We start from the raw sequence: 24,713 nt of genomic DNA on the forward strand, positions 1-24,713 counted from the left end.
GTGGTCAGGCGTCGGTGAGGCTCTTGATGGCCTCCAGCGCCTGGCGGGGAGAGGTGACCTGCTCGAAGCGGCGACCGCCGCCCTTGGGGCCGCGCCCGCCTCCGCCCTTGCCGCCTCCTCCGCCGCCGCGCCGACGGGACCGGCCCTGGCCCTCGTCGTCCTCGTCGGGTTCGGGCCAGAACTCGCCGGGTCGCACGGGCTCGTTCCAGTCGAACCACAGGCCGCGCTTCTCCAGCTCGCTGATCTCGTAGTCGGTGAGCCGGTTGACCTCGTCGGGGAACAGCTCGGAGAGGTCGGTGTCGAAGTCCGCGTACAGCGACCGCATGAGGACGGCGCGGCCGTTGTCGAGGACGATGACCGCGACGCCGCCCGTGGAGACGCCGTTCTCCGGGTCGGCCTCGCCCTTGATGGCCCGCTCGATCGCGGAGCCTTCGCTGCGGGAGTAGCGGGCCGGGATGGTCGGCACGTCGTAGGCGTTCTCCATGGTGCCCTCCGCCGCCTTGCGGGTGGCGCCGGGCGAGCCCATGTTGAAGATGACCGGGCGGCTGTTCTGCCGCAGGTTGTCCTTCATCTCGGTGGAGAACCCGTTGTGCGCGAACGGCGACTGGCCGGCCGGGTTGAAGCCGATGCCGTACTTCAGCCCGGTGACCGTGAGGTCCTCGCCGTCCTTCTGGATGAACTCGCCGAAGTCCCCGTCCTGCGCCGCGGTCATGAACTCATCCGCGTACACATTCAGCTGCCGGTAGGGGCAGCGCGAGTCGCCCGGCTTGTAGTCGTGCGGCTGGCCGTCGTGCGGCCAGGGCATCTCTGCCCTGATCTCGCAGAGCGCCTTCGCTGCGCGCAGCTGGCGGGCCATCCACAGGGCGTTGGAGCCCTGCCGGTCGATGTACCGGCCCAGCGTGGTCGTCTTCTCGTCTTTGCGGACGGTGGACAGCCACACCACCTGGCCGTCCAGGGACTGGGCGGCCATGTTGATCGCGAAGTACTGCGTCTTGCCCGACCGGCTGACCCCGAGGGTGAGGCCGTGGGCCGGGGCGTTCTTGTCGTGCTGGTACACCATGGTCTTCACCGGCTGGCCGGTGATGGTGAACCCGCACACGTACATGCCCTTGTCGTCCGGGGTGAGCAGCTCGCGGGTGGCGGGGAAGATCGCGCTGAGCGGCGGGGTGTCGAACGCGCTGATCAGGAACTCGTTGCCGTCGATGAGGACGAACACGCAGGAGTCGTCCTCGGGCAGGTTCAGCGCGCGGCAGACCTTGGCCAGGTCGATGCGCGGAGTGTCGGTGGAGTCGGTCATCTTCGCCCGGTAGAAGGTCACCCCGCGTTCGTCGTCGCGGGTCTTGTGGACCAGCTCTGAGCCGGGGGCGCCGCCCTTGGGTCCGCCGACCCGGTCCGTCCAGCGCTCCTGCGGGGTCGGCTTGGTGCGGCGGCGCTGGTTGGCGTCGGGGGTGATGCGCGCCTCCATCCAGCCGGGCCCGCCCTGACGGCCGGGCTGGATGGCGACTTCCGCCAGGACGACGTCGCCAGAGTGCACGCCGAACGGGGCGGCGACCGCCGCCTCCGACAGGCCGGTGATCGGCCGTCCGGTCTCCGAGGCGCGCAGCAGGATCGTCATGTCGTGCTGCATGCCGGGGTGCCGGGTGGCCTTGACGATGTGCGTGCGGCCGGGCATCCCGGCCTGCTCCCACAGCACCCGCGCGTCGCGGGTGAGCAGGTCGGCTCCGTCGTCCGGCCGTGCCGGGGACGGCTCCGGGGCTTCGGCGGGTGCCAGCTGCGGGGCCGGGGCCGGGGCCGCGACGGCGGGGCGGTGACGGCGGCGGGTGTGCCGGGAGAACGGCATCACCAGGTAGCCGGCCGCCGCCCATCCGGCGGCAAGCAGCCCGTCCAGCCAGTACGGGCCGAAGCCGGTGGTATGCCCGGCGGCGACGTCGACTGCGGCGGCCAGGACAAGCGGGGACCAGCGCAGGATCTTGCGTCCGGCCCCGGGCTCATCGCTCTTGGCTGCGAGGAACCAGCCGCCGATCCCGGCCGCGCCGGCCAGTTGCACAACCTGGTTGACGGGGCTGTCGGGGTAGAGGTTCGGGGCCACGGCCAGCACAGGCGCGGCGAGGGTGTAGGCGAGGCGTTCGAGCACGACACTGCGCGGCGTGGTCACCGGTGTCACTCCTGGGGAACGGCCGCGGGCGGCCCCGCGAGGTGTGCGGGGCCGCCCGTGACGGGGTGGGTTGCGGGGGCTCAGCGGGTGAGGAAGCCCGGCCTGGGGGTGCGCTCGCGGCGGTTGGAGCGGATGTCGTCCAGCGCGCCGTAGAGCTTGGAGTGGGTGTGCTTGGTCTCGTAGGTGAGGTCGGCGGCCTCCCGCGCGGTGTCGTGCAGCTTGCGGACCTGGATGGCGGCGCCGCCCAGGGCGAGCGCCACGTTGTTGGTCAGTTCCACGAACTTCCCGTCGAGTTCGGCGTTGGCGATGTCGCGGGCCACCCCTTCGGTGCGGGTGGCGTTGGCCTGCATGCTGCGCCGCAGGGACTCGAGTTCGAGGGCGGCTTCGTCCATGGCCTTGCCGAGCTTGTCCAGCTTGGCCTGGACGGCCTTGTAGCGGTTGTCGCCGTCGGCCGGCGCGGGCGCGCCGCCGCCGGTGCTGGGAGCAAGGTCGCTCATAGGCGAGGTCCTTCCGGCTTCTAGTCGTGGTGGGCGGCGGCCGACGCGTACGTGAGGCCCGCATCTTCCTTGGCGGCCATGTCCTGGCCGTAGACGCGGGCGACCATGGCGGCCGCGAGCTTGGCGGCCTCGTAGGCGATCGCGCACTCCTGGGCGCAGCGTTCGGCCTGGAGTTTCATGCGGGCCGCGGCGTCGGCGAGGTCCGCGACCATGTCGGTGACGGTCGTGGTGACGTTGTGGTCGCCGACCAGGTCGGCGGCCATGTCCCGCAGGGCGTCGGCGACCTTGCCGAGCGCTTCGGCGAGGGCTTCGGCCCGCTCCTGGTCCAGGCCGGCCTGAATGGCGATGCGTGCCATCTCCATCAGGTACTCGTCGAACGTGATGTCCGTGCGGTGCTGAGTGGCCAGGCCGCTCTGCCCGGACGGCCTGCTGACCTCCGCGCTGCTCACGCTGCTCCCTTCGGTGCTGGTGGGTCGGCTGCTGGTGGGCGGGCGGCCGGCGACAGGCCGCTCGGTCTCGCCGGGTGCGTCGGTCGTGTCCGGACGGCTGGTGCCGGGGCGCTTGATGACCCCCCGCCTGGCGCGCGGTTGCCTGGGTGCGCGGGGCAGGCCGGCGCGGCGGGCGGCATGCCAGCCGAACGGGTCGCCCTCGTCGTCGACGATCACTGCGTCCGGGATGTCCTTGCTGGTGTCCGACTGCGGGGTGGGACGGTGCGGGCGGCGGTCGGGCCACTCCACCGTCGGGACGGATTCATCCGGCTCGAACAGGCTCTCCCACGGCTCCCGGCGCCGCTTACCGCGGCGGGTGCGCCGGCGCCGGAACCGGCGCCGCTTCGTCGAGCCGTCAGACGGCCCTTCACCGGCCTTGGATTCCTTGCCCGGCTCGTCCGCCGGGGCGTCCTTTGCGTCGCTGGGGGCTCCGTCAGTGCCGTCCTTGGCGGTCTTCTCGCCCTTGCCGTCGGTGCCCTTGTCCTTGGCGTCCTTGTCCTTGGTCAGGTTCACCTGCTCCGCGCTGGCCTTGCCGTCCTTCGCGTCCTTGGCGTCGGCGCGGCGCTTGTCGAAGCGGCGCTGGGCTTCCTCCGCGACGGCCTGGCCCAAGGTGGTGCGGCCAGGGTCGGCCGGCGCCGCGGCTTCCCGCTTCGCCTTGCGCGCCGCGTTCCGCTCCTGCCGCTTCGCGCGGCGGTCCTCCCACGCCTGCTGCCGGTTGGCGCGGGCCTGGTCACGGTCCTTGGACCGGTCTGCGATGCCAGCGGCGTGGCCGGCGCTGCGCCTCTCCTGCCGGGCGGTCTGCCGGGCCCCGGCGCGCTCCTGGCGGCCGCGGGCCCGCTCGGCACGGGCGCTGGAGGCAGGGCCGTGCTGGCCCCGGCCGCCGTCGCCCTTCGAGCTGCCAGAGCCCGTCTGGGAGCCTTTCGAGCCCCCGGACGGCCCGTTACGCCCGGAGCCGCTTGCACGGCCGCCAGAGGACCGGTCAGAGCCCTTCCTGCCGCCCCCGGTCGACCCGGAACCCGAACGCCCGACGCTCCCAACGGAGTTGGAGCCCCGCGACCCGGGCGCCTTGGAGCCGGGACCCGAGTTGTTGCGGGAAGGACCGCCGCCGCTGCCGCCCCCGCCGCGCGAGGACCCGCCGCCGGCCTTCGAGCGGCCCTTGTCCGTGCCCAGGCCGGAGCTGGACGACTTCATGCGGTCGGCGTCGGACTTTCCGCGCGCCGCCGCTTTGTCGCCCTTCGCTTTCATCATCGCGGCGTGGAGCTTTCCGTTCTGCTCCATCATCGCGACTTCCTGCGCGGTGCGGCCCTCCAGCAGCGCGGCCTTCCGCGCTATTTCAGCCTCACGGAAAGGCGCTTCGCTTTCATGATTAGCCCGCGCCCTTTCCAGCCGGAATTCGAGCCAGTCACCGAGACGGTCAGCGAGAGAACGAGGCTGGACGTATTCACCTTCCTCGTATTCTCCGTCCTCTTCTTCGGTTTCCGGTGCCGTAATTCCGTCCGAGTACAGTGCCGTCGCCGGGTCCGGAGCAGCCGGAATTGGCGGCAGTTCCATCGTGGTCTCTTCCGGCGACTCCGGCGGCGCGGGGGAAATGTCCTCCGGCTCCGGAATGGTGTCGGCGTAGTCCGGGATCGGCGGTGGCACGTACGAGGAATCACCGCTCCAGGGGCCGCGGACCAAGGTCCCGCTGCCGTCCTCGTCGGACACGGTGCGCCTCCCTCCTGGGACTTGACAGAGCGTGAGGTCTTGTGTGCACGCGTGTGCACGTGCACGTGTGCACGCTTTACGCGCGCGAGGCCCCGCCGGAGCCCGGCGGGGCCTTCGCTGGCGACGTTCAGTGACGCGGGGGGTGCTTCGCCACAACCTGCTCCGCGTACTGCAGGAGGTCGTTCCAGATTCGTCCGTTGCCCTGCACGCGCTGGTCCATCGCCGTGATGAACAGGCGGCAGATCAGCGCGAATCCGGCGTAGACGTCGCCGCGACCGGCTTTGACGTCCTTGGCCATTCGGGATCGTGCCAGGCGGAGCCAGAATTCCATCTGCCCCGCCTCGCCGCGAGATTCGCGGGCTTTATCCGCCTCTGCCTTCAGCCAGTTCCTACGCCGTTCGATGGAGCGTTCAGCGCTGCTGAGGGGGCGGTTCACGCCGACTCCCTGTTACCCAGGTCGTAAATCGACGTAGGACTACCATAGCCAGGATTCTGACTCTGCGCACCCTGCTGCTGCGGGTTTCCCGGGGCGGCCTGGAGTTGCGGATTCTTCTTCCGCCGCTTCTCCAGTTCCTTTTCCTTTCTCTTCTGCGGGAGTTCCTTCACCTCGTCGGTGAAAGCGTTGCGCTTATAGGCGGTCTTTTCCAGCCCTTCGGTCAGGCCGTTGACGTGCTTGAGCACGTCCTTGAGGGCCTTCTCGACAGGCAGGGCGCGCAGCCGGGCGTGGTACCAGCGATCGCCGTCCACGTGCGTGCCCCGGCAGTGCACGCGGGTCTCGAGCGCCAGGGTCTCCAGGTTCTTGCCGATGTCCAGCAGGACCCGCTGAACGTCGGCCAGGTACCGGGCGGTCGCTTCCGGGTTCTGCGCCACGTCGCGCAGAGGTGCGTGATTCGGGTCGTTGCTGTTCACGGTGGGATTTCCTCCTGGTGTACTTGGGGATCTGGGACTGCTTCCGGCAGTCGCAGCGAGGGCCAGCCCATTACCGGTGGGCTGGCCCTCACTGGTGTGTGCCGGACGGCGGATCAGGTCAGGTACTTGTCCGCGTCCTCGGGGCGGAGCAAGCCGGCCTGGGAGAGCAGCCGGACTGCGCGGGGCTGGTTGACGCTGAGCTTGGTGCGGGCCTGGTAGAGGGTGACGAAGCCGTCCGCGTCGCGCGGCAGGCCCTGTACGAGGGGCAGGAGTTCAGCGTCCGTCCGTACAGGCGTCCCGGAACGGTCCGTACCCGTCGTACCGCTGGTTCCGGTTGCAGGAGAGGATGCGGCGCCCGTACCTGTACGGGCCTCCGGTACACCGTCACCGTCGGACTGTGTACGGATGCTGATGGCACCGGTGCGTGTCTGTACGGCCGCACTGGCCGTACCGGTACGTCCGGCAGCCGCTGTACCTGTACGGCGCGCCCCGTCGGAGGCGGTGTGTACACCGTCTGTACGGTCGCTGTACGGCCTGGTCACCGCCGCTTCGGCTCCGTCATCGTGCGGCGGATGGGAGGCGGCGTGTACAGGATCTGTACCGTCCTGTCCGGTGCCCGTCCCGTACGGCCGGACCGCGCTACGAGCGGTGTACAGGTCGCCGCTGGCGGCCCCTGTACGGCCGGACGACACCGTGTCCGTTCCGTCGGCACCCCGGTGCGTACCTGTACGGGCGGGCGTTCCGTTTCCGCTGTCCGTACCGGTACGGCCGCCCGCAGCAGCCGTACTGCCGTGCCCGTTCGCACCGTCGTCGTGCATGAGCGTGTGGACGCGCCAGATGACCGCCACGAAGATCAGCACGACGAACGTGGTCAGCTGCCACGGTGCCGACTGGCCTTCGTGGACGATGTGGGCCTGCTCGGACAGGTGGTACGTCACGTTCGCCGACGCCATCAGCAGCAGCGCGTAGGGGATGTCCTTCTTGGCGCGGAACGCGGTGACGCAGTAGACGTCGATGCTGACCGGCAGCAGCGGGGCGACGTAAGGATGGATGCCGACCATGCGGGCCAGCTCGTACTCGCCGGAGGCGGCGAGACCGACGCCGGCGGCGAGCGCGATCCACGGGGCGGTCTTCCATGCCTTGCGGCTGAGGTTCTGCTGCCAGCCGCGCCAGCGGGAGTTGGCCCGCTTCGCCTCGCGGGCCTCGTCCAGCAGCCGGCGGGCGCGTGCCTCATCCGCCTGCGCTCGATCGGTGATGCCCTTGGCCTTGCGCTCCGCCTCGGACGTGATGCGGTCGGCCTCTTTCTGGGCGGCCTCGCGCAGCTGCGCCGTGACGGTTTTGGCTTCCTCCCGCAGCCGCTCGCGCTGCTTGTCGCACGCCTGCTTGAGCCCGGCGAGTTCGTCGGCCAGCGCCTTGCGTTTGGCGACGGCTTCCGTGTCGAACTGGTCGGTGAGCGCGCGCAGTTGCTTGCGCAGCTCGGTGCGGGCCAGCTCCGCCTCGGTGTGCGCGGCGGCGACGTACTGGTCGGCCTCGCGGCGGCGGTCGTCGGCGGCCTTGACCGCGTCCGCGTACAGCGCTTCCGCCTCCGCCCGCCGGGCGTCGTACTGCTCAGCCGCCGTCGCCGCGAGCTGAGCGAACCGCTCGCGGGCCCGCTCCAGTTCCCGCTGCGCCGCGGCCACCAGTTCGTCGGCCTGCTCCTGGGCGCGGGCGAGGATCGCGCCAGCCTCGGTGCGGCGCTGGTCGACCAGGACGCCGATCTCGGTGAGGTCGGCTTCGGCAAGGCGCCGCAGCTCGGCAACGGCCTTGCTAATCGCCTCTCGGTCGGCGGCGGCCAGTTCGGTCAGGTCGGCGACCTGCGCGCGAGCCTCCTTCAGGAGGGTCTCGGCACGGTCGCGGGCCTCGGCCAGGAGCCGGTCGGCCTCGCCGCGTGCGGCCTCGAGGTCGTCCTGGGCTGCCGCGCGCTGGACAGCCGCGTCCTGGTCGGCGTCGGCAGTGATGCCCGCGGCGCTGGCCTGCGCTTCGGACAGCACCGCGGTGACCTGCTGATAGGTGGCCGCGACAGCGCGCGCGGCCGCTGCCTCGGCCTCCGTCTGGAAGGCGGCGGCCGTCTCGCGCGCAGTGTCGATGATGTCGGCGGCCCGGTCCCGGGCGTCCGCGACGCGGGCCAGCGTCTCCATATCCTCATCCGCTTCCCCGGCCGGGGCAGCGGCGGGAGGAGCGGAGGGGGCGGGCTGCGACGCCGGGCGGGTCGCCGGCTTCTTGCGGGCGGTAGGCCTCTTACGGGTTCGTGTGGCGGTCACGCCGCCTCCTTCTTCGTCAGTGGTCCGGACTGATCAGGCAGCCGTCAGGCCATGACCGCGACGGGCCGGTGCGGGGCGACGGTGCGCCCGTCGGGCAGCAGCTCGCCGGTGTCGTCGAAGACCAGGACGCCGTTGCACAGCAGGCTCCAGCCCTGCTCCGGGCGAGCGGCCACCACGAGGGCGGCCTCGCGGTCCGGACTGACGGCCGCCGGGCACGGCGGGGTGTGCCGGCACAACGAACGGGGCTGACGGGTGGGGGTAGTCGGGGTCACGGTGGGCATCAAGGCCTCCCGGCGAGGGTGTTCGGCTCGCGCGGCTGCGCGGCTCCCCTGGACCGCGCCCGGACCGGCCGCCGACGGGGGCGGGGCCGGGCCGGGCGGGTCAGGCAGCCGACAGAGGTGGCGGTGTCGGACTGGCGGAAACCGTCAACGGCGCTGAGACCGCAGGCGGTTGAGGTAGGCGTCCTGCAGAGCCGCGAACGACTCGTACAGCCGCTGCCCGGCGGGGCAGCGGCTGGTGTCGATGCAGGACGTACAGGTGGAACGGTGCGCGCGGCGCGCGCTGTCCGCCGCCTGGTAGCGGGCGTACAGATCGTCGGCCGTCACCGCGGGCGGTCCTCGGAGCGCTTGTTGGCCTCGGCGACCTTCTTCGACAGTTCCTTGCGCTCTTCGTCGGTGAGGCTGAGGACGGCGGCGGTCATACCGTCACCTCCCCGCGAGCCGTGCCGACGGCCGCCAGGCGGGCCCGCATCTCTGCCACGGTGCGCGGGGCGCGCCGCTCAGCGGGGATCCGGGCGTCCTGCTCACGGACGACGGTCAGGAGGTGCTCGCCAAGACGGCGGCAGGCGTCCTGACCTGCCGTGGTCGTGCGTGTCATGCTGACAGCCACAGGGACTCCCTTCATGAGTTCCTGTACTGGCGGCCCCGGAGCTCTGACCTTCCGGGGCCGCCGCCCTTTGGCTGACCTGACGGCCAGCCACGGCTCCGTCTCCCACCCCTGACGCTCTGGTGGGGTGGGAGACGGACCGTGGCGGGTCGTCAGGCCGCCGGGGTGTAGGCCGGCTTGCCTTCGCGGATCAGGTGGTCCGACGTTGTCCACGTGTCGCCGACCACGACCGGTTCGGCATCCGCGCGGTAGATGTCACGGACGATCACCGCCCACAGGGCGGTGCGCTTCAGTAGCGCGCTCGCGCGCTCAGGGTCGCGGATCACGGCCAGCACCTCGTACGCGCTGATGCTGGTGGTGTAGAGCGTGCCCGGGGTGCGGGGGCCGATCTCGTCGTCGACACGGGCGTCACGCACCGGGTGCGGGCGAGCGCCGGAGGTACCCGGACGGTCCGGGGTCCTCTCGTGTGGAAGCGGTCTTTTCGGCAGCGGAGGCCGGGAAGCAAAAGCCGGTGCGGCTGTCATGCTGTGCATGTGGTGGGTCGTCCTCTCAAGAAGGGTGACCTGCGACAGGCCCCCCGGGGATGCACCCCCGGGGGTCCATCGCGTGAGTGCATCCTGCGCACTCCGCCGACCACCGGCCCGCGGTGAAGCGGGACGGTCCACGGCGGGCAGCACAGGCTGCGGAAGTAGTCAGGCCTGCCCGCCGCGTTCGGCGTCGCGAGCGTCCAGCTCGGCCATGAACTCGGCGTACTCGGCCTGGTCCATCTCCTCGTATTGCCGGTGCATCGCCTCCAGCTCGGCCTGCTCCTGCTTGTACCCGGCCATTCCTGCGTCGAAGTCGTCGTGCATGGCGTCCCTTTCTGGTCTGGGGTGGTGGGTCGGTTGCCGTATGAGCAGCCGCGGCCCGGCCTCCCCGATCGCTCGAGATGGCGAGGCCGCGGTCATTCGTGCATGCAGGTCAGACGCTGACGCGGACCGGTGCCAGCGGCACCAATCTCGGGATCCTCGTCGCGTTCTCCGAACTAGCTGTGCCTGATCAACTTGCAGTGGGCTGACACCGCCCGTATCGTGCGAAGTAGCGTGCCCCGAAGGCGAGTTGAGCGCAGCCGGGACAGCGGCCTCAAAAAAAAATCCCTACTTCCGTCTCACATAGTGAGAAAAGAAGAGGGTCTGGGTTCCCAAAACGGACTAAACGAACCGCATGGTGCGGATTGAGGCTGGCTGTTAATTGAGTTCTCTGATGCTCAAGCACGCGCTTATCGTGCTCAAGATCCTTCCGGTCTTTGTCGTGGTTGTGCTCTCCGCCCCGGCATGGCTGTCATGGCCATTTCTGTCTGCGGACCGCCAGCGGGTAGTGCTTGACATGGTCAAAGCCCTGGCTGACTGGACTCGAAATACCAAGTAGCACTTGAGGGCCCGCTCTGCCGCTGGGCCGTGCGGGCCCTTGCCCCCTATTTGATGCTTGTACGCGGCCATTCCTGGGGTCGAAGTCGTCGTGCATGGCACCCCTTCCTGATCTCGGGAGGTGGGTCGGTTGCCGTATGAGCCGCGGCCGGCCTCCCCCGATCGCTCGGGATGGCCGGGGCCGCGGTCATTCGTGCGTGCAGATCAGGCGCTGATGTGAACCGGTGCCAGCGGCACCTGAGGGCCACGGAACTCAGAGACCGCATCGGCCGGGTGGATCCGGCACGCGTTGTTCGTCTCTTCGACCGTCGTGCCGCCCCGCTTGGCCGTGGCCCTAGCGTTGGCCGTGGCTTCACTGTGCTTGGCCCACACCATGGCCGACCGGTAGCGAGCGAGCAGCGCGTCAACGCGGGCCTCACGGTCGCGCAGGGGCTGGATGCGCTTGAGCTGCGCGTAAAGCGCGGCGAGCCGGGCTCCGTCTGCGCAACGATGGGTACCGTCGCAGCGGCCGGCCGCGGTGCTGGCCCGGCACATCTTGAGGTGCTCGCGGTAGGCCGTGAGCGCGTCGGCCGCGTTCACGGGAACCGGGGTCATCTGGGTGACGGCCTTGGCCGGCGCCGGGAGCGGTTTGTAGTGCTGGCGGGCGGAGCGACGGCCGGTCGTGGTGCTGTCGGCGGCCGCCATCGCCTCCGCCCACTGGTCGACGCTGATGTCGAGCTGGACGACCTGGCCGCTGCCGGGGCAGCGGTCGTGCTTCTGGCCCTCGAGGATCCGGTCGCTGTGACAGTGCTCCCGGATCTTGAGCTGAGTTTCGCCCATCAGTCGCCGCCACGTGCGGCAGTCGGGACACACGATGGAGCGGGTCTCACCCTCGCGGAGGTTGATGTCCTGGGGGGCGATCGTGCTCAGGAGTAACGGAGTGCGGCCGTTGCTTCGCTTGGTACGGACACGGCCGGGACGCTTGCGGACTGCCATCTGACGGTCTCCTTCTTGCAGGCGGGGTGCTGCTCTCTCTGCCGCGCCAGGCCGGCCGGGGCCGGGTTGGTCCTGACGGACAGACAGCGCAGCAGCGCTGTGCAGGGGTGATGCAGGTGGAGCTATTCGGTACAGGCACCGTCGACCAGGGGAGCAAGGCTCACCACACTTGCCGCCACCCCGGAGGGCAGTGACACCTGCGTGTTTCGCAGCGGCGCTTCCTTGGCCCTCTCCAGGAGGAACTTCCGGGCGCACCGTCTTTGCTGACTTACCTAACTTAACTGATACAGTCGGGGCTGTGTCAACTAAGTTGGGCAACCTAGCTAGATCATTGAAGGAGCTTTACGATGTGGCTCATGACGACCGAGGACCTGCAGCCCTATCAGCAGATCGTGGAAGACGTGAAGGACCAGGTCCGGCTCGGTCGCCTCAAGGGCAACGACAAGTTGCCCAGCACCCGAGAGCTCGCGGACCACTACGCCGTGGCCCCGGGCACGGTGCAACGAGCCCTCTCGGAGCTCCGCACAGAGGGCGTCGTCTACTCCCACCAGGGGCGCGGGTCCTTCATTCGCGAGTCGGCCGTCGACGCTGTTGCCGACCCGACCTCCCAAGCGATCAAACGACTGGAGGAGAGAGTGGCTGACCTGACCGAGCGGCTGGAGCGACTTGAAGCCAGCACTGACAAGAGAAGCTGATCGCGGGCCAGACGCGATCGCGCCAAACATAGCGCTCATCGGTCCTTCCTATTGGAGAGCCTCAGGAGGGCCTGCACGATCAGACCAGTTGTACTGGTGCTGGCCACGGTGGTCACGATGTCGCGGAGCACTACAAGAAGTACCAACACGACAAGTCCGCCGGTCAGGATGGCGGCGACATGGACGACCACGGTGCCGCGAGGACGCCCCCGCGGTTGTGGCCCTACTCCGTGGCTCGGTCTGACGGAGGCATGTATGGGCGCCGATCCGTCGGATGTGAAGCCGATATCCCGACCGTGCGCGTCAACGATGTGATGAATGTTGTGTGCATGACGAAGCCTGGTCATCTGACCCTCCTGGAGCGGAAGTTGGTGGTTCCGGCTAAAGAACCGGTACTCCAGGTGTAGGCGTGATCTTCGGTGACTTCTACGGTTGCCCTGTATCCGTCGGGCGGATACAGGGACTTGGATACATGGAGGGGGCTCGAAGTGGGGCAGCGGCCGAATATGCTAACGCCGGATCAGTCGCCCCAGCATCGCCTTGGTTACGTGATCCGGGAGCTGCGCGAGGCGCGCGGCCTGTCCATGCGGGAGCTGGCCGCCAAGACATTCGTTTCGCACTCCAAAGTGCAGCGATGGGAGAACGGCGAGCGGCCCCCGAAGGACCAGGGAGAGGTCGAGCTCATCGACCGGGCGCTTGGCGCCGGCGGGGCTCTGATCGAGCTGTGGAAGGAGTTCAACCGGGTTGTCTCCGAGCCCGCTCATGTATCCGATGCAGCGACCCATGTATCCGATACATCGTTAGGCCTGGTCACGGCCCTGTCCCAGGCGGCAGCGTCGGATGGCGAAGGGATCTTTGTCCCTCGACGTCTAGACGATGGAACGGTGGTGCTCGTGGCACTCGATCGACGCGCGCTCCTGCGCGCCGGGACGGGTATCGGTGCAGCAGCGATGGTTGGCATTCCCATGCCAGCGTCCGCAAGGTCCGCAGAGGATCCATTCGGCTTTGCAAGAACTGCCACCGAGAGCTGGTCCGGGCTTCGGCTGTCCCGCCCAGCCCCAGAATTCGGTGTCGACTGGCACGCGCTCCTCCCGGGAGGCCGTTCCATGCTCGGTTCCCAGCTCTCACTCCAGATCCATCCGGCGCGCGTCGAAGCAGGCCGGGTGATCGTGTCTGTACCTGACCAGCGGCGTGCGGAGGAGTTCCTGACGCGGCCGCATCGCGGTCTGCTGGTAGGGGCAGTCGACGCCGAGGGAATCTCGAAGTTCTACGTTCTGGACCGTCGCGCGGCACAAGCGAAGCTCACGAGGAACGGCGGCGTATGTGAAGTCACCGCCCCCACTGCCTACGAGCTGGACGATCTCACCTACGGCATCGTGTGGGCAGTCAGCAACTACGACGACGCACTTCAGGCCGACGACCAGGCTCTTTCCGAGACGCGCAGCGATCTCCGAGCGTACGAGCGGCTTTCTGCCTCTGCGGTCAGCCGGGAAGCCGCGCCCGGGCTGAACCCTGTCGCCCACATGTGGCTGGGCTCGGACTTCTGCGCCCGCCACATCCTTCGTGCGCTGCCAGATCTGCCGACGCTGCCGGCGTTCTGGACACGGGAGCAGCGTGGCGAGGAGGCCAGCGCATGGTTGATCTTCGATCACAAGTTCCCGTACCTGCGGGAGACCACCAAGGCCCTCGGCAGTACAAGCACCCGGGCGTTCTGCATTCCAGAGAACGTTGTGCGTTCGTCCCCGCGATATGAGCGAATCCTGCTGTTCCTGGCCGTGGCGCTGATGGAGTCGTTGGGTATCCACGCCCAGTTCACCGCCGATCCCGCGTACGAAGCTGTAGAGGGCTTCGTGGTCGCTCCCGACAAGGAGGCAGTGATCGCCAACTGGGTCAGAGGGGAGGGGATGTGGCACGTCGACGTCACCGCCCGATCCTCGGTCGTCCGCGAGTTCACCATTGCGGCGCGCGATGTCGACGCCGACTCGATCACCGCGGCGCCAACGGCTGCCGGACGGCTCCGCGCTCTCGCCCAGTACCTTGAGCTGCCGTGGTCATGGCTGATCGAGCGGTGTGGCCAGCTCGCCCGGTACGGATCGTCCGGGTTGATCCAGTCCCGCAGCCGACTCGTCTCCGCGGCCGGCGTCGACGCCGCGTGCGCGTACGTGGGATCCCTCCCAGCCGACCACTGACCCACACCACACCCGCATGTCTACGAAAGGGATAGAGACCATGGCCGACAACGCCCGCCGCGTTGCGGTGATCTCGCTGGGCGGCACCATCGCGATGACCACCCAGACGGACGGCGGCGCGACGCCAACGCTTTCGGCCGACGACCTTGTAACAGCCGTCCCGGCCATTGCCGACACCGGCATCCATGTGGAAGTTCACGACTTCCGCCGCCTTCCCGGCGCATCACTGGCCTTCTCCGACCTGCTCGAGCTCGCCGTCAAAGTGGAGACACTCCCGGTCGACGGCGTGGTCATCACGCAGGGAACGGACACGATCGAGGAGACCGCGTATCTGCTGGACCTCGTCACCACCGGGGACACGCCGATCGTGGTGACCGGCGCCATGCGCAACGCTTCCATGGCCGGAGCGGACGGCCCCGCAAACGTGCTGGCCGCCATCCGCGTCGCGGCCAGCACCGAAGCACGAGGCGCAGGTTGTGTAGTGATGTTCGCTGAGGAAATCCACGCTGCCCGATGGGTCCGCAAGACCCACGCTACGAGCCCCACGGCCTTCACTTCATACCCCGGACCGATCGGCTACGTCTCGGAGGACCGTGTACAGATCACGGCACGCCCCACTCCTTCGCCGACCATTGATCCGCATAGCGCCACCGCTTCCGCACGCACTGCGATCTTCACGGTCGGTCTCGGAGACGACGGGACACTCCTGCACGCCCTGGGTGACCACGTCGACGGCCTAGTTGTAGCGGCGTTCGGAGCCGGCCATGTCCCGATGGCGTGCGTGGACGCACTCAACGATCTCGCCAAGCGCATGCCCGTCATCCTCGCCACTCGCACCGGATCGGGTCCCGTGCTCCGTCGAACCTACGGTTTCCCTGGCTCCGAGTCCGACCTGCTCGGGCGCGGACTGATCCCCGGCAACACGCTGGACCCGATCAAGGCACGGATCCTGCTGCAGTTGCTGCTGATGACCGCCGCGGACAACGACCAGATCACCCGGGCCTTCAACGCCGTCTCCTAGCCACCCCCTCTTCAGCCTCCGGGACCCATCTTGCGCAGCTACGAACTGACCACCGGTCGCAGCTTCGCCGTGAATTTCGACCACGGCGACGACTTCTTTCCTACCCTTGCCGAGTTCTGCCGCCAGAACGGCGTCCGGCAGGGCTACATCCCGATGTTCATCGCCGGCTTCGCTGAGGCGGAGATCGTCGGTGCGTGCGAGAAGCTTGAGGACCCCGAGGCCCCGGTCTGGAGCAAGGTCTACTTGACCGGCGTGGAAGCGATGGGGTGCGGAACGCTCGCCTACGACGCAGAGACGGACTCAGTCCTTCCCCACATCCACACGTCGCTGGGAGAGAAAGCCCGATCGGCCACCGGCCACACGAGCCACCTGCTCAGTGCCCGCGTGCAGTTCCTCGTTGAGATGCTCGTAGTCGAGGTCACCGCGCCTGCGATGACACGACCGAAGAACCCCGACCTCTACGACGTGCCCCTGCTGACCTTCGACGCGTAGAAGACGCCTGATCGGCTTCCGATTGGCTCCTACTCCAACGCTTACCCACAGCAGGTATCGCCAAGTGCCTCCCGCGCCGCCGCAGGGCAGGGCGCGGGGTGAAACGCTGGCACGGCCTCAAATGCACCACCAGGCGCAGCAATCCATGTACAGTTTCGGATCACACATGGAAGGGGGAGTGATGACCGATCTATTCGAGGCCGTGGACGCGCTACTCAGCCGACCCGCTGATGTCCTGCCTCCTCCTGAGGTGCGGGCCAGGCTGCGCAAAGCTTCTGGCCTGACGCAGGAGGACGTCGCTGAAGCCTTCGGTGTGCACAGGATGGCCTTCTTGCGTTGGGAGAACGGCCAATCCATGCCGCGGCCCAAGCACCGCGCTGCCTACCTGCGCCTGCTCAAGGGCTGGGCTCGCAAGCACCCGGAAGCAGCTGAAGGCTTCGAGCTCGCGGAGGCTGGCTAGCCATGCGGTGTCCCGATCGTCCCCCATAAACGCCGAAGCGGCCTCCGTCGCCACAACGGAGACCGCTTCCCAGCAAATCGACTCGCGCCCTGTCTAAAGCTCCGAGTCGCGTGCAGCGAGGTGACCTCGTCTGCCGGGTGATGCCCGTGGGCCGCAGGCCCGCGTGGTCACCTATACCCAGAGTATGCGCAAGAGATTGCGCAACGCCACTACTCCGGACCCCTACTAGGTCACATTCGCTGGTCGCGGCTCCCCTACCTGGGGAGATGTCCCACCTTGCAAGGCCAGAAAGATCATTCGTCTCCTGGTCCCGACCTGTTCGGGTACGACGGAGACTCTGACACCAGTCAGCGTGCGGAGCTCCTGGGCCCCGATGATGACGAAGGCTTCTACACCAGTCAGTTGCACGACTGGATCCCTTTGTGCCCGCAGCTGCGGGACAGCGGTGTGCGTCTGTACTGGATCATGCGTGCGCTGGTGATCGAGAAGCGTGGTCCGGTGCGGAAGCTGACGCTCCTGCAGCTGTGCCACTTGCTGCCGTCGAAGCAGATGCCGGCCGGTGAGGCGGCGCAGCCGTCGAGTCTGGCGCGGGTGCGCTCGCTGCTGTCGGAGCTCTCCGACGTCGGTCTGATCTCCACGCCGGAGGGCGGTCCGATCAAGACGTCGTCCCGGGCAGGTGCATCGGCTGCGCCGCTGCGGATCCGGATCAACGATCGCCCACAGCGGGGATACGCCGGGCCGCGGAACGCGTTTGCGCTGCTCGATGAAATCCGGGGGGCCGCTGAGGAAGCGGGTGTGCGGGCTGTCCGCAAGGAGCGGGAGCGGTCCGCGCTGAAGCGTGCCAGGCGGGCTGCTGGAGCGGGCCAGATTTCTGGCCCGCCCGGTGATGCGGGCCAGATTTCTAGCCCGCGGGGCCAGATTTCTAGCCCGCGGGGCCAGATTTCTAGCCCGCATTCGGGCTCTGACCTGCAGACTCCCGAACCCCCGTTCAGACCTTCCGTTAAGACTCTCCGCTCAGACCGTGGGGCCTCCGTCCGTCCGTCCGTGCAGGTAGCAGACGAGCACGCGCGAGAGACGGACGGACGGACGGACGCAGGCAGCGCACGGGCAGGCAAGGTTCGATCGCGGCCTACGAGCCGGGCAGCAGAAACCGAGGCAGCCGGGACCGATCAGGGCGATGCGCACGGCAGCGATGGACCACGGCTGGCCCGGGAGGCGACGCCGGGCATGGAGGTGCTGTTGCGGGTCGGCCGTCTGCGGCCGGAGCTCGCGCTGGCCGGCCGTGTGCTCACGGACCAAGCCCGCAAGCTCGACGGGGTGATTGCCGAGTCGGAGGCGATGGGCGCGCCCTGGCGGATCAGTGAGCTGGCGTCGGTGCTGAGCGCGCCGCTGGACGGTCCCATCCGGAAGAGCCCGGGTGGGGTGATCTCCGCCCGCATCGGTTCGCTGCCATCGTCCGCCCGGACGGCGATGCTGCCGGGCCAGACCGCCCGCAACGACTCGGAGGGGACTCGGCAGCTGCGGCCGGTGTCTGCTGCTGACCGCAGTGTGACGGAGGCCGTGAACCGGCGGGTGCGCGGAGAATGCCCCGAGTGCGGTGCCGACTCACCCGGCAGCACGGTGTGCGGGGGGTGCCAGGGCTGGCCATCCTGCACCGGGGGCTGCGGCCGTCCGCTCCCGAACGGAGGTGTGTGCGAGGTCTGCGAGATGGCCGCCGATCACGCCGCGATCGAGGCTGCCCCGACCGGTGACGGGACGTGCCCGGGCCACGGCGGCAAGCCCTGCGGGCGTGCGGTGCAGACCCTCGGGCTGTGCGGCCGTTGCCGGATCCAGGCCGACCAGGCACGCGCCCAGCGCAATGTTGAGTGGAACGGCAACGTCGCAGCAGTCTCCGCGCAGGTCGCCGCGGAGACCGGGGGTGCGCTGTTCTAGCCCCGCGCACCCCCCTGGGCGCCTGCTCAAGGCCGGTCCTCCGACGCCACGTCAAATGATCAGCGGGGCGAGGAGTCGGCCCTCACAAGCCCGTACAGCCGATCTGGGCACGGAGACCACCTGCCCCGCACTCTCGACCCGGGCCGCCGCCGGGCAGCACACTCAACCCACGAGGAGGACCACACCCATGAGCGCACAGCCCATCCATCAGCCCGCTCCGCCGCCCGCCCCGGCGGCCGCCGCCAAGCTGCGTGAGCGCATCCGCCAGCACGCCCGTGCCGAGCACTGGACGCCAGCGTTCGAGCGCGACTGGAGCCACGCCCTGCAGCAGGCCCAGCAGACCTACGACCTCACCCCGCTGCACGCGGTCGTCCGCGAGTGGACCGGCCGCCTGGACACCGCGCCCGCCGTCGCTGCGTTCCTCGCGAGCGGCTGCGACACGTCTGACGGCGTCCCCCTCGAGGATGTCATCGGGGCTCGCGGGTGACTCCCGGCGCCTGGTCCGCTCGGCTCTCCCCTCACGCCTCCAAGACGCTGGCGGAACTCCCGCCGGACGTGCAGGAGATGACGCGCGACGTCCTGGACATCGCCTCCCGAGCGCCGTGGAGCTGGCCCCAGTGGGACCCCACCGACGTCGAGGGCGAGGACCTGCGTCAGGCCAGCGTCGGACCGTTGACGGTCCTGTACTGGATCAACCGCGCGCATGAGCACCTGTACGTCCTGGACATCGTCTGGGCGGGGTAACGGCAGCCCCCTTGGCCGGGGCCGTGGCAAGGGGGTGCGGCTGAGGGATGGCCGCCCGTTCTGGCGCCGGCTTCAGGCCTTCAGGGTCTTCCGTGCGGCTTGATCGGCTACCCCATCATGGGTTCGAAGTAGTTGTCGTCGTCTCCGCCTTCACCGTCTTTACCTTTCGGCAGTGGCGAGAAGAGGTCGATCGGCATGAGGAAGGCAACGACGCCGAAGAGGACGGCTCCGAAGATGAAGGGCGCGAGTATGGGGCCATGACCGATGTACTTGGCCAGGCCGCCCAGCCCGAGGCCGAGGGCCAGGAGGATGCCTCCCAGTACCCTGTTGCGGCGCAGGGAGGGTTTCGCCTCCGCCGGCGCTGATGTCGCGGTGTCCTTGTCTGTCGCATCCGGTGCTGCGCTGGTGGCAGCACCGATCTCACGGGTGTGTTGTCCGGGTTCTGCGGAAGCCTCGGTGAGGGGCAGTACGACCGGCACGGGCACGGTGTTCTCGGCATCAGGGTGCTGATGTACTTCGCTGACGGGGGTCTTCGCCTCGTCTCGGTACTGCTGGTATGTGTCGGCGTCGTCCTGCGGGCCACGTTCGCGGACAGGATGTTCGCCCGCCCATTTTGGGTCGTACTGCCTCCATTCCGGTCCGTCGTGGTCCCACCATGTTGAGTCGGGAAGTGGGAAGGAGCGGATGGGGCTGTCCGCGGTGCCCGTCACGCCGTCGCGGACGGGGTTTTCGCCGGTCATGGGCTTGTCCGCGGTGTCCGCGGACGTAGTGCGGACAACTTCTCCGGTCAGGACCGTTGCGCTCGAGGTGGGCTCCGCCGGCTGGATTCCCAGTTGCTCGCGTGCCGCGTCCATCTGGGCTTCGTGGGCGTCGAGCTGCGCGTCGGCCTGTTCCAGAAGTCGGTCGTACTCCCACAGGTCCGGAGACCGGCCCGGCATCGTCCACGAGGTGTCCCCGGCGTGGTCGTCGGTCCCGTCGTGTGGAGCTTGCTGCTGCCGTTCTGCTGCTTGGAGGCGTTCGAGGGCCCGGCGGTCTTTTTCAGCCTGCCGCAGGGCCTCGATACGAAGTTCCTCGGCATTTTCGCGGTCGCGCTGTGCCCGCTCCAGCCGGGCTTCGGACTGGGCTAGTCGGTGCTGGTAGTCGAGGAGCTGCGCGCGGGCGTCGCCGCCTTCACGTTCGAGGGTTGAGCAGTCGTTCTGAAGATTGGCGATCACGTGCAGGAGCATGTAGATCAGCCGGTTCAGTCCTAACAGGGCTTCTTGGGCCTGCAGCTGGCCCTTGCGTGCGTCGTCCAGTCTGAGCTGCAGCTCTGTGACGGTGCTGCTGGGCGGCCCCGGTGCGGCCGGGCCTTGGGGGCCCACGGAAGTTTCTGCAGCAGCGTGCCACAGCTTCAGTCCGTGCTCACGGTGGTGCTCCCGGGCGCGTCGTTCCCTGACAAGGGCCTTGACCAGGTCCTCCAGCAGCCAGGACGGGATCAGCTTGCGGCCCTTGAGGAATTCGCCCCACGTAGTCCGGCCGTATTTGAGACGCGGGTCCGCCGCTAGATCACGCAGCGTCAAACCCCTCGTCAGGTCCTTCAGCCACCCTGCCAGCTCTTTGGCTTGCGGAGTGTCCTCGTCCAGTAGCGCGGGCTGTTGCGCCGCCCGCCGCGTGCCCTGCTCCTCCTGTGGCACCTGCCTCGCCCCCCTTGTGTCCGTGCTGTCCACTACTTGCAAGCCGCTGGCCTGCGGCAACGCTCGCGGACCAGACGGACAATCAGACATCTTTCGCACGATGGTCCCACTCAATCGCCACATCCGATGACGAAGGGACCTTCGATGCGCTTTCCTACCCGACGACGCATGGACATGATTGTTTTCGCTGCCGTGCTGGCCACCGGTGTGCTGCTGACCGCCATCGGCGTCTCGGCGAACTCGCTGGCCACGATCAGCGTCGCTCTCTCCGGCCTGTACGGCGCGTGGACCGGCTCCGCCCGCTCCTCCAGGACGCCGCCTTCCCAACCGCAGCAGGGCGGTCCCGTTCCAGAGGGCGAGGACGACGGCCCCTGACCCTTGCGGTGCGCAGTGCCGTCCGCGCCTTCGCGTGGTCCGCGGTCGCGCTCACGGTTCAGCCGCGGCGGGACCACCACCGGCGCCCCCGGGGCTCATGGTCTCGGTGCCCATCGGCCGCCCGGCCGGGGGTGGCCGAGGCCGGCGCGGGCGCTGGGTGGCGTGTTGCGGCTGTCAGGTCACCGGATCGGCGGAAGGCCTCCCGCTTCGCCCGCGACCACGGCGGCGTCCGGGCTGAGCATCCCCTGGGCGCGGGGGCGGCGTGCTGGGGAGCGTGTTGCAGGGTGCCGCGCACGGGGTGGGGTATGGGGCGCTTCGGATGCACGGGGAGCGCACGCTGGCGGTCAGATGGCGTGCAGTGTGACGCAAGTTACCTGCTGTGCCCACATGATCACCCTCTGCGCCCGATCAGTCGTGTTCGTGCAGCTTCCGACAGCAACTGGTCCTCTGTGTAACGGAACTGACGTGGCAAAAGCTGAGCTTCAGCTGTGGGTGCATGGGCTGTTCTGCACAGCTGCCGGCGCATGGCGGGAAGCGGGCGGCAATGTGGATCAGTCGACATTCGGAAGTGTGGCCGCTTGAGTCGCCGATTGGTGTTCGATATCCCGGCGCGGGGGAGGGGGGGATTCATTTTCTATGCGCCGTGCATTTCCCCTGGCGCCTGCCCGTGGATTGTTGAGGTGCCAATCACGGCGGGTCAGGGCATCCATGCGATGATCGCACCTGTGGCCGACCGGGCGGCACCGGGTCGGGCGCCCGTTGACCGGATCTGTTGACTCTTGAACGTTGATTATCATTTGATAGCGCTCTCACGACCTTCGGGGGATGGGTGCGTCTCACTCTCGGGTGCACAAAAGGGACGAAGGTTCCGGAGTTGCGGAGCGCCGCCTTGACGGGCCCGCGAGGGTGTGCCGTCCCTGTCAAAACCCCGCAGGTGGGGGGTTTCCGCTGCCAGTTGGAGCGGTAGAGACCACAGGGCGTCGGATCGGGAGTGACCTTAACGCGGTCCGTGGTGTTTACTGGACACCGGTCTGATCCTGGTGGGTCCGGACCCTTTCCGGGAGGTTCCGGGGGTGGTGCCCCGGGGCCTCCCGTTTTTGCTGCCGGTTTACATGCAGGCCCCACGGACCTCGCTTGAGGGCGGCTTTGAGGTCTGCGCATGAATATCTGCATGCCGAATGCGGGGATTTCTGAAAATGGATAGAGCGGTTTTATAGATTCCGCTCCCGGACGGGTCGTAACAATCCCCCGCAGGTAGGGGATCAACGTGGCGCGAATCGTTCCCGCGGCGCCTTCGGAAACGCGACTAGCTCTCGGCTCATGGCGAGCGGTAGCGTGATGCCGATCCAACGTCATCTCCACCCCGCCCGGCCCACACCACCCGGGCACGTACTACCTCCCGGAGAGGCGACGGACCCACCACCTGGGACCCCGCTGACAACAGCGGGGTCCCAGGCCGATCAACCGCATAAGGACGAAGACGATGAGCATCACCCGCTCTCACGGCGCCGTGCCGCCCTACCCTCCCGGCCACCACACCGTGCCCACCCTGAGGGGCCGTCACCACCGCGCCGCCCAGGGCGCCTACGCAGATGCGCGCCCCGCTCGCCGGGCCGTGGCGGGGGAGTGACCATGCCGCCCGCCCTCGACATCTCCCGGCCCACCGACCTCCTGCACGCCCACGAAGGCAAGCCCGAGGGAAGCTTCCTGCACCGCCTGCCGGCCGAGACCTGGCACGCACTGCTGCAGACCGGCCTGCGCAGCCGCACCTTCACCCGCGACGAACAACTGCCCATGGGCGCAGACAACCCCTACGTCTACATCCTCCTCGAGGGCGTCGTACGCCAGGACCGCCACCCGCTGGGCACCGGCCCAGGCATCCCCACCATCACCCGCTTCCGGGCGGCCGGCGAACTGGTCGGCGAAGCCGCGCTCCTCGACCCCCACTCCCGCGTCGACACCCGCTGCCTGACCACCACCGTCGCCATCCCGTGTGCCGCCCGCTACTTCAACGCCCTCACCGAGCGCCGCCTCTACGAGGCGCGCCTGGCCCTGCTGCACAGCCTCGAAGAACGCCACCGCACCGACGAAGTCGTCTACGGGATGGCCATCCGCCCGCCCCTGGAACGGGTCAGCCGGCTCCTGGCCCACCTCGCCAGGACCGCCGGCGTCCCCGACCCCCGCACCTGTCGGCACACCGTCATCACCGGCCTGGGACAGAAAGACATCGCCGCAGCCCTCCAGCTCGCCGTCTCCACCACCGAGAACGCGCTGCGCACCCTGCGCTACCACGGGGTCATCGAGGCCCGCTACCGCCAGTTCGTCATCCACGACGTCGACGGCCTCAGCCGCTTCACCGGGGTCTGACACCACCCCCGGCACCCCCTTCGGACCCACCGCCCTTTTCCTCGCGCCGCCCCCGTCCTTCGGGACGGCGCGCCCGTGAACGGATCACCATGACCATGCACAGCACCACGCTGGCGATCGGCACCAGCGCCGGCTCCCTCGCCGCAGGCATCGTCTCCTCCTTCCTCATGGGAGCCCTCGCCCTGTACGGGCTCCTGCACCACCGGGAGGTCTTCGCCTGGATGCGGCAGATCCGCACCACCGACGCGGAGAACACCGCCTACGACGAGCCCGACCAGTGGCTCGCCGACCTCTACAAAGCCCAGTGCCGCCGGGCGAAGAAGCCCAGCCGCACCCCTGACATGGAGGAGATCTCCCAGATCGGCGACATGATCCGGGGCATCGTCGGCCACATCGAGGCCATCCGCTCCGAACTCGCCAGGGTCGTCGAGTGCGTCGACGACTACCTCGACACCGCCCTGCCCGCGCCCACCCCAGCCCTCAAGGTGTCCTCCCAGGACCACCAGATGCAGCTCGTCCAGGCCATGAAACAGGAAGCCGCCCGCACCGACATCGAACAGGCCATCTCCACCGCCCGACAGAAAATCACCCACCTGCGCCGCGGCTGACCACCAGAAGGTCACCACACTCGCGGGCGGCACCCTGCCGCCCGCCTCAGACCATCCCCTCAGCGGCACCGGATCCGTCGCCACGGCCAGCACACGCTGGCCCGGATCCGGTGCCGCGCCACTGCCCCAGCCTGTGTCGCCACGCCGAAGCAGCCGCGCGTCGGCGGGGAGGACATCACCAGCGGGAACATCACGGACGTCAGGAGCGGAACTGGTACGGGGCGATCAGACCCGGGCCCTGTCGGGCGCAACGCGGTTGTAAGGGATCGCTCCTACTACCCGATGCAGGCCAGCCTGCATCGGGTAGGTGCCATCAACGGGTAGCTCCCGTACGAGTGCGTGGCACCCGGAAGGAACCGTCTGATCAACGCTGCTCCGGGGGCCCCTGCATTTGACCTGCGACCCCATCGTGTTTCAGACGGTTCTTACGAAGGCTCGCGGGTCGCGTCATGGTGGAGGTTCGGCGCCGCCATGACGGGCAAGCTTCCGACAGCTCACGCGGCCGGCCTGACTGTTCCTGGTGATCATTTCGCAGTCGTGCGGTACCCGGCTGTAAGTCTGCGGTGGTGATCCGCAGACGCGCCATACGCTCGCGGTGGCGTAGCCAGTCCCGCCATGCATCACGGCGGTGCTCGGATTCCTGCGGCAAGAGTGCCGGCAGAGCACTGACGACGACACCGGCCGCGGTGCTGAGTGCGACGGCCCACCCGGGGATGCCGACGCAATCCTTGGCGGCCATGGCCAGAATGCCAAAGCCGGCGGGTGGGGCTGTCCAGACGAGGAAGCGGCGGGCGGCCGGGTTGGTGGTCATGGTGAAGAATCCCCCTTGCTATTAGGC

The 24,713-nt window shown here is 68.7% G+C and carries 26 protein-coding genes; 12 read left to right on the forward strand and 14 right to left on the reverse strand.

All coding sequences use genetic code 11. The features are described from left to right. Positions 1 to 4 precede the first annotated feature (4 nt). From ACH45E_RS43240 to ACH45E_RS43295, 12 genes are all read right to left on the reverse strand, one after another. On the reverse strand, positions 5 to 2,155 hold the full coding sequence (locus tag ACH45E_RS43240; protein WP_361455983.1) for a chromosome segregation protein ParM: 2,151 nt from the start codon (positions 2,153 to 2,155) through the stop codon (positions 5 to 7). An 80-nt stretch (positions 2,156 to 2,235) separates the two neighbouring features. Beyond that, the gene (locus tag ACH45E_RS43245) at positions 2,236 to 2,652 is read right to left on the reverse strand and encodes a conjugal transfer protein TraB (RefSeq protein ID WP_361455980.1); all 417 of its coding nucleotides are present in this window, start codon (positions 2,650 to 2,652) and stop codon (positions 2,236 to 2,238) included. A 20-nt stretch (positions 2,653 to 2,672) separates the two neighbouring features. Then, positions 2,673 to 4,844 (reverse strand): ATP/GTP-binding protein, encoded by a 2,172-nt coding sequence (locus ACH45E_RS43250; RefSeq protein WP_361455977.1) that lies wholly within the window; start codon positions 4,842 to 4,844, stop codon positions 2,673 to 2,675. A 127-nt stretch (positions 4,845 to 4,971) separates the two neighbouring features. Next, complete coding sequence (locus ACH45E_RS43255) at positions 4,972 to 5,280, reverse strand: hypothetical protein (RefSeq protein ID WP_361455974.1); 309 nt, start codon at positions 5,278 to 5,280, stop codon at positions 4,972 to 4,974. Continuing rightward, a complete protein-coding gene (locus tag ACH45E_RS43260) occupies positions 5,277 to 5,753 on the reverse strand; it encodes a hypothetical protein (protein WP_361455971.1) in 477 nt (158 codons plus the stop codon). Before ACH45E_RS43260 ends, ACH45E_RS43255 begins: the two co-directional genes overlap by 4 nt. Before the next feature lie 113 nt (positions 5,754 to 5,866). Further along, positions 5,867 to 8,053: a hypothetical protein gene (locus ACH45E_RS43265; protein WP_361455968.1), complete on the reverse strand. Its 2,187-nt coding sequence runs from the start codon at positions 8,051 to 8,053 to the stop codon at positions 5,867 to 5,869. Positions 8,054 to 8,097: 44 nt separating this feature from the next. After that, on the reverse strand, positions 8,098 to 8,289 hold the full coding sequence (locus ACH45E_RS43270) for a DUF5999 family protein (protein ID WP_361456132.1): 192 nt from the start codon (positions 8,287 to 8,289) through the stop codon (positions 8,098 to 8,100). 189 nt (positions 8,290 to 8,478) lie between these two features. Next, a complete protein-coding gene (locus tag ACH45E_RS43275) occupies positions 8,479 to 8,658 on the reverse strand; it encodes a hypothetical protein (protein ID WP_361455965.1) in 180 nt (59 codons plus the stop codon). Between the two features lie 91 nt (positions 8,659 to 8,749). Next, positions 8,750 to 8,929, reverse strand: a complete 180-nt coding sequence (locus ACH45E_RS43280) for a hypothetical protein (protein WP_361455962.1) — start codon at positions 8,927 to 8,929, stop codon at positions 8,750 to 8,752. Positions 8,930 to 9,090: 161 nt separating this feature from the next. Further along, positions 9,091 to 9,354: a hypothetical protein gene (locus ACH45E_RS43285; protein WP_361455959.1), complete on the reverse strand. Its 264-nt coding sequence runs from the start codon at positions 9,352 to 9,354 to the stop codon at positions 9,091 to 9,093. Between the two features lie 276 nt (positions 9,355 to 9,630). Next, positions 9,631 to 9,789, reverse strand: a complete 159-nt coding sequence (locus tag ACH45E_RS43290; RefSeq protein WP_361455956.1) for a hypothetical protein — start codon at positions 9,787 to 9,789, stop codon at positions 9,631 to 9,633. A 759-nt stretch (positions 9,790 to 10,548) separates the two neighbouring features. Further along, the gene (locus ACH45E_RS43295; protein ID WP_361455953.1) at positions 10,549 to 11,319 is read right to left on the reverse strand and encodes a hypothetical protein; all 771 of its coding nucleotides are present in this window, start codon (positions 11,317 to 11,319) and stop codon (positions 10,549 to 10,551) included. A gap of 356 nt (positions 11,320 to 11,675) precedes the next feature. Between ACH45E_RS43295 and ACH45E_RS43300 the strand changes: the two genes are divergently transcribed. The 8 genes from ACH45E_RS43300 to ACH45E_RS43335 all read left to right on the forward strand — a co-directional run bounded on the left by ACH45E_RS43300 (position 11,676) and on the right by ACH45E_RS43335 (position 18,852). Continuing rightward, a complete protein-coding gene (locus ACH45E_RS43300; protein ID WP_361455950.1) occupies positions 11,676 to 12,014 on the forward strand; it encodes a GntR family transcriptional regulator in 339 nt (112 codons plus the stop codon). A 548-nt stretch (positions 12,015 to 12,562) separates the two neighbouring features. Beyond that, positions 12,563 to 14,203, forward strand: coding sequence for a helix-turn-helix transcriptional regulator (locus ACH45E_RS43305; protein ID WP_361455947.1), 1,641 nt, complete (start codon positions 12,563 to 12,565; stop codon positions 14,201 to 14,203). A 40-nt stretch (positions 14,204 to 14,243) separates the two neighbouring features. Continuing rightward, complete coding sequence (locus ACH45E_RS43310) at positions 14,244 to 15,224, forward strand: asparaginase (RefSeq protein WP_361455944.1); 981 nt, start codon at positions 14,244 to 14,246, stop codon at positions 15,222 to 15,224. A 30-nt stretch (positions 15,225 to 15,254) separates the two neighbouring features. Beyond that, positions 15,255 to 15,716: a PCC domain-containing protein gene (locus ACH45E_RS43315; RefSeq protein ID WP_361455941.1), complete on the forward strand. Its 462-nt coding sequence runs from the start codon at positions 15,255 to 15,257 to the stop codon at positions 15,714 to 15,716. A gap of 181 nt (positions 15,717 to 15,897) precedes the next feature. Further along, positions 15,898 to 16,176 (forward strand): helix-turn-helix domain-containing protein, encoded by a 279-nt coding sequence (locus ACH45E_RS43320; protein ID WP_361455938.1) that lies wholly within the window; start codon positions 15,898 to 15,900, stop codon positions 16,174 to 16,176. Between the two features lie 276 nt (positions 16,177 to 16,452). Further along, on the forward strand, positions 16,453 to 18,108 hold the full coding sequence (locus ACH45E_RS43325; RefSeq protein WP_361455935.1) for a hypothetical protein: 1,656 nt from the start codon (positions 16,453 to 16,455) through the stop codon (positions 18,106 to 18,108). Positions 18,109 to 18,295: 187 nt separating this feature from the next. Next, positions 18,296 to 18,595: a DUF6247 family protein gene (locus ACH45E_RS43330; RefSeq protein WP_361455932.1), complete on the forward strand. Its 300-nt coding sequence runs from the start codon at positions 18,296 to 18,298 to the stop codon at positions 18,593 to 18,595. After that, entirely contained in the window at positions 18,592 to 18,852 is a 261-nt protein-coding gene (locus tag ACH45E_RS43335; RefSeq protein WP_361455929.1) for a hypothetical protein, read from the forward strand. Before ACH45E_RS43330 ends, ACH45E_RS43335 begins: the two co-directional genes overlap by 4 nt. 107 nt (positions 18,853 to 18,959) lie before the next feature. Here the strand turns inward: ACH45E_RS43335 and ACH45E_RS43340 are convergent, their stop codons facing one another. Continuing rightward, the gene (locus tag ACH45E_RS43340; protein WP_361455926.1) at positions 18,960 to 20,525 is read right to left on the reverse strand and encodes a hypothetical protein; all 1,566 of its coding nucleotides are present in this window, start codon (positions 20,523 to 20,525) and stop codon (positions 18,960 to 18,962) included. Between the two features lie 168 nt (positions 20,526 to 20,693). Between ACH45E_RS43340 and ACH45E_RS43345 the strand changes: the two genes are divergently transcribed. The 4 genes from ACH45E_RS43345 (at position 20,694) to ACH45E_RS43360 (ending at position 23,875) form a co-directional block, all read left to right on the forward strand. Next, positions 20,694 to 20,900, forward strand: a complete 207-nt coding sequence (locus tag ACH45E_RS43345) for a hypothetical protein (protein ID WP_361455923.1) — start codon at positions 20,694 to 20,696, stop codon at positions 20,898 to 20,900. 1,483 nt (positions 20,901 to 22,383) lie between these two features. Further along, on the forward strand, positions 22,384 to 22,530 hold the full coding sequence (locus ACH45E_RS43350; protein WP_361458101.1) for a hypothetical protein: 147 nt from the start codon (positions 22,384 to 22,386) through the stop codon (positions 22,528 to 22,530). A 2-nt stretch (positions 22,531 to 22,532) separates the two neighbouring features. Next, a complete protein-coding gene (locus ACH45E_RS43355) occupies positions 22,533 to 23,267 on the forward strand; it encodes a Crp/Fnr family transcriptional regulator (protein WP_361458104.1) in 735 nt (244 codons plus the stop codon). An 89-nt stretch (positions 23,268 to 23,356) separates the two neighbouring features. Beyond that, positions 23,357 to 23,875 (forward strand): hypothetical protein, encoded by a 519-nt coding sequence (locus ACH45E_RS43360; RefSeq protein WP_361458106.1) that lies wholly within the window; start codon positions 23,357 to 23,359, stop codon positions 23,873 to 23,875. A gap of 364 nt (positions 23,876 to 24,239) precedes the next feature. Here the strand turns inward: ACH45E_RS43360 and ACH45E_RS43365 are convergent, their stop codons facing one another. Next, positions 24,240 to 24,686: a hypothetical protein gene (locus tag ACH45E_RS43365; RefSeq protein WP_361458109.1), complete on the reverse strand. Its 447-nt coding sequence runs from the start codon at positions 24,684 to 24,686 to the stop codon at positions 24,240 to 24,242. Positions 24,687 to 24,713: the final 27 nt, after the last annotated feature.

The sequence above is a fragment of the Streptomyces sp. NPDC020299 genome (assembly GCF_044387825.1).
GTDB lineage: Bacteria > Actinomycetota > Actinomycetes > Streptomycetales > Streptomycetaceae > Streptomyces.